Raw genomic sequence first — 4,404 nt, forward strand, 5'->3', positions numbered from 1 at the left:
GGCTGAAGTGCGCAAGCTGGCCGAGCGTAGTCAGGTTGCCGCTCAGGAAATTGGCAACGTGGCCAAGGGCAGCGTAGACCTTGCCGAACGTGCCGGTACGTTGCTGGACGAAATCGTACCCTCGATCGGCAAGACCTCCGATCTGGTTCAAGAGATTGCGGCCGCATCAGAGGAGCAGAGCTCAGGTGTCAGCCAGATCAATGCAGCCATGGGCCAGTTGAGCCAAATTACGCAACAAAATGCTTCAGCCTCTGAAGAGTTGGCCGCTACAGCCGAAGAAATGAGCAGTCAGGCTGAACAACTGCAGCGTCTGATGAGCTTTTTCAGTAGCAATGGCCACACGGCTACGGCAGACCTTCAACGTGCGATGGATCATGTTCGTCCACTCACGGAGCAGGTACGCATTAAAGCTCAGGCTCATCCGCATGCTGCAACGGCATCTGGAGCGTTACCGGAAGGCTTCATCCGCTTCCAGAGCTGATGATCATACAGGGCGCCTGCATCTTCCTCAGGCGTCCCTTCTATCTAGATATCTAACCCAGGTTGGCCAGAGGCTTACCTGTGAGGCTGATCATGACTGTTTCAAAGAAAATGCTTCTTCTGGTGTGCTCAGCCCTGTTTGGCGTTGTGCTATTGGCAGGGACAGGTCAGTACCAGATCGACCGTGTATTCCAGGCGGCTAACTATGGCAATGACAATACAGTGCCTAGCCTATTGGCGATCAATGAGATTAGCCGGAGTGTTGATAGCTCCATCAAAAGTTTTTACGTGCACATATTGAGCACTGACGCGGCTCAAATGGCGCAAGTCGATGAGACACTGGCGTCTATTCGCACGGATATTGACCAGAGTTTGAAGCACTATGAAACCCTACTGTCAAACGATCAGGACCGCCAGTTGCTGGCTAGCGATCGTGAAGCGTTAAAAGGACTGAGAGAGCTAGAAAACAAGGTGCTGCCCTTGTCACGGGAAAACCGTACTGAGGAAGCTAAATCAATGCTCTTGGAAAATCTTCAAGTCATTGAAAAAGTTAGCCAGGCACTTGATGCTCACGTCAGATTCAATGAGCAACTCGGTAAGGAAGGCGCCGCGACCGCACTAAGCCTGAAAGGAACTGCCACCCTTATCTCTATCATGATTGCGCTGGCTACACTGGTAGCCGTAGGCCTGATCGGCTTTGTCATTACCCGCAGCCTGCTTCGGCAGTTAGGTGGCGAACCCGCCGACGTTGCTGCCATGGCCAATCATGTTGCGGCCGGTGATCTGCCTAATGAGATTGCGTTGAAAGCAGGCGACTCTACCAGCCTCATGGCAGCCATGAGCCGTATGGTGGAAACCTTACGCGGCCTGCTCAATGAAATGAATCGCATGTCCACCGAGCACGACAAGGGCGAGACCGATACCTTCATTCCGGCTGATCGCTTCGAGGGTAGCTACCGCACAATGGCGCAAGGCGTGAACGATATGGTCAAGGGCCATATCGATGACCAGCGTAGTGCAATGGCCTGCGTAAAAGGCTTTGGTGAAGGCAACCTGGACGCGCCTCTAGCCCGCCTGCCGGGCAAGAAAGCATTCATTAACGATAACATTGAGCAGGTACGTGCCAACATCAAGGCCCTGATTACCGATACCCAGCAACTCAGTCAGGCGGCAATAGCTGGTCAGCTCGATGAGCGAGCCGACGCTTCCCAGCACCAAGGTGACTTCCGCCGGATCATCGAAGGCGTCAATGGCACATTGGACGCCATCGTTGCACCATTAAGCGAAGCCATGGACGTCATGGGGGCGCTGTCAAACGGCGACCTAGGCCGTACGATTCAAGGCGATTACCAAGGTCAGCTCTTGGAACTCAAGCATTCGGTCAACAGCACCGTCAGCAAGCTGTCCCAGATCATTATGGATGTGCGTGATTCGGCCGATGCATTGGCCAGTGCGTCAGAAGAAATTTCAGCTACGGCGCAAAGCATGAGCCAGGCGTCCTCTGAGCAAGCGGCATCGGTTGAAGAGACCAGCGCGTCCATGGAGCAGATGTCTGCTTCCATTGCTCAGAATACCGAAAACGCCAAGGTTACTGATGGCATGGCCAGCCAGGCTGCTAAAGAAGCCGTTGAGGGTGGTCAGGCGGTTCGTGAAACCACTTCTGCTATGCAAAGCATTGCCGAGAAGATCGGCATTGTGGACGACATTGCCTATCAGACCAACCTGCTGGCCTTGAACGCGGCGATTGAAGCCGCACGTGCCGGTGAGCATGGCAAGGGCTTTGCGGTTGTGGCAGCTGAAGTACGCAAGCTGGCCGAGCGTAGCCAGGTTGCCGCTCAGGAAATTGGCAACGTGGCCAAGGGCAGCGTTGCCTTGGCCGAGCGGGCAGGCACGCTGCTGGATCAGATCGTTCCGTCGATTACCAAGACGTCCGACCTGGTACAGGAAATCGCTGCTGCATCCGAAGAGCAAACCTCAGGTGTAGGCCAAATCAACTCCGCAATGGGTCAGCTCAATCAAATTACTCAACAAAATGCTTCGGCCTCTGAAGAATTGGCGGCAACGGCCGAAGAAATGAGTAGCCAAGCAGAAAAACTGCAGCAACTGATGAGCTTCTTCTCAGCCCATCGTGCCGCAGCCGATTTGCAGCGCGCCATTGATCATGTAAGGCCGGTTTCTAGCAAGCCGAGCCATAGCAAGGAGCGGGTCATGGCGCAACGTCCACTTCGTACAGGCTCGTCACCGGAAGGATTCGTCCGGTTCGAGGAATAAGACATGAGTACCGATGTGACTACTGCGTTGCTCTCTTCAAGCGGTGAAGCCGAGCGTCAACACCTGACCTTTGTAGTAAACGGTGAGACCTTTGCCGTGGATACGCTGTGCGTACGGGAGATTATTGAATACGGCCAGCTTACTGTCGTTCCGCTGATGCCAGCGTTTATCTGCGGGGTAATCAACCTGCGCGGCGCCGTCGTGCCAGTCATTGATCTGGAAGCACGGTTCGGAGGCACTCGTACGGCTGTTACATCGCGGACCTGCGTCGTCATCCTCGAGACTGTAGATGACGATCAATCCCAAGTCATTGGCGTGGTGGTTGATGCTGTAAGTGAAGTGCTTGAAATACCTCTGGAGCATGTCCGTCCAACTCCGGCTTTCGGCAGCCGCATCCGGACTGACTTCATTCAGGGCATTGCCAAGATCAAGGACGAGTTCGTGGTACTGATGAACGTCAGCCAAGTGCTGTCTATCAGCGAAATCGCAGGACTTGTCAAAACCCCAGAAACCGCTATGGCCTTCGGTAGCGCGCGTGCAGCGCTTCCGCAGCGCTCGTTGTAACCTTTCGGAGTCATAGCCATGTTTAGAAACATGCGCGTTACCACCAAGCTTGCCTTGGGCTTTGGCACAGTCGTCGCTCTGCTTGTCATCGTGATTCTAGTGGGCGTCGTTAATATGGCGGCCATGAAAAAGTCGTCGGACACGATGTCTTTGGATCGTTTTCCAAAGACCGAGATGGCTAATAATCTGATTCAGAACACGCTCAATGTGGGGCGTCTGATTCGTAATATTTTGTTGGTCGATGACGCAAGCAAAAATCAGGAATACAAGGAGCGTATACAGAAGTATCGCGCGGCCAATGCTGAAATTATGAAGAAGCTTGAGCAGAGCATCTATTCTGAAGAAGGAATCAAGCGCTTTAAGGAAGTTGTTGCCAAGCGTGAAATGTTACAAGGCAAATATGAGCCTTTGTACAAGTTAGCAGAAACGGATCACAACCAAGCCGTACAGTACCTGCTGACCGAATTCACGCCAACGAATAACCTCTTTGTTGAGTCGCTTGAATCGCTGAATCAGTTCATGAAGGATGAAATGGATAAGGCGGGCGTCCAGGCAACTGAGTCCTTTGAGTCGGCGCGCGTGCTTATGATCAGTATCGGCATCGTGGCGGTTATCATTGCCATGATCCTGGGCTTCGTTATTGCCCGCAGTCTCATCAAGCAATTAGGTGGCGAACCGGCCTATGCTGCTGAAGTTGTTAGCCGCGTTGCTGCAGGTGAGCTGAGCGTCAATGTTGTGACCAAGCCTGGTGATACCACTAGCATGCTCGCGGCTATCAAAGGCATGACAGACAAACTGGCTTATATTATTAGTGAAGTGCGGGGCTCTGCCGATGCGCTGTCCAGTGCCTCAGAGCAGGTTTCCGCTACAGCACAAAGCATGAGTCAAGCTTCCTCTGAACAGGCCGCATCGGTTGAAGAAACCAGCGCGTCCATGGAGCAGATGTCCGCCTCCATTGCCCAGAATACCGAGAATGCCAAGGTGACTGACGGCATGGCCAGCAAGGCCGCCCAGGAAGCAGCCGAAGGTGGCAAGGCCGTGAAAGACACAGTTGCAGCCATGAAGACCATTGCCGACAAGATTGGTATT

At 53.5% G+C, this 4,404-nt stretch carries 3 protein-coding genes and 2 pseudogenes; all 5 read left to right on the forward strand.

Annotated features, from left to right (window positions below):
• Positions 1 to 481, forward strand: a 481-nt coding sequence (locus tag PLU01S_RS24840) for a methyl-accepting chemotaxis protein (protein WP_244901226.1), incomplete at its 5' end; no start/stop codon positions are given.
• 92 nt (positions 482 to 573) lie between these two features.
• A pseudogene (locus tag PLU01S_RS26735) lies at positions 574 to 1,821 on the forward strand (MCP four helix bundle domain-containing protein); the annotation flags it as partial.
• A 57-nt stretch (positions 1,822 to 1,878) separates the two neighbouring features.
• Positions 1,879 to 2,751, forward strand: a pseudogene (locus PLU01S_RS26740) (methyl-accepting chemotaxis protein); the annotation flags it as partial.
• A 3-nt stretch (positions 2,752 to 2,754) separates the two neighbouring features.
• Positions 2,755 to 3,315 (forward strand): chemotaxis protein CheW, encoded by a 561-nt coding sequence (locus PLU01S_RS24850; protein ID WP_074828537.1) that lies wholly within the window; start codon positions 2,755 to 2,757, stop codon positions 3,313 to 3,315.
• Positions 3,316 to 3,333: 18 nt separating this feature from the next.
• Positions 3,334 to 4,404, forward strand: a 1,071-nt coding sequence (locus tag PLU01S_RS24855) for a methyl-accepting chemotaxis protein (RefSeq protein WP_139804003.1), incomplete at its 3' end; no start/stop codon positions are given.

The sequence above is a fragment of the Pseudomonas luteola NBRC 103146 genome, assembly GCF_002091675.1.
Lineage (GTDB): Bacteria > Pseudomonadota > Gammaproteobacteria > Pseudomonadales > Pseudomonadaceae > Chryseomonas > Chryseomonas luteola.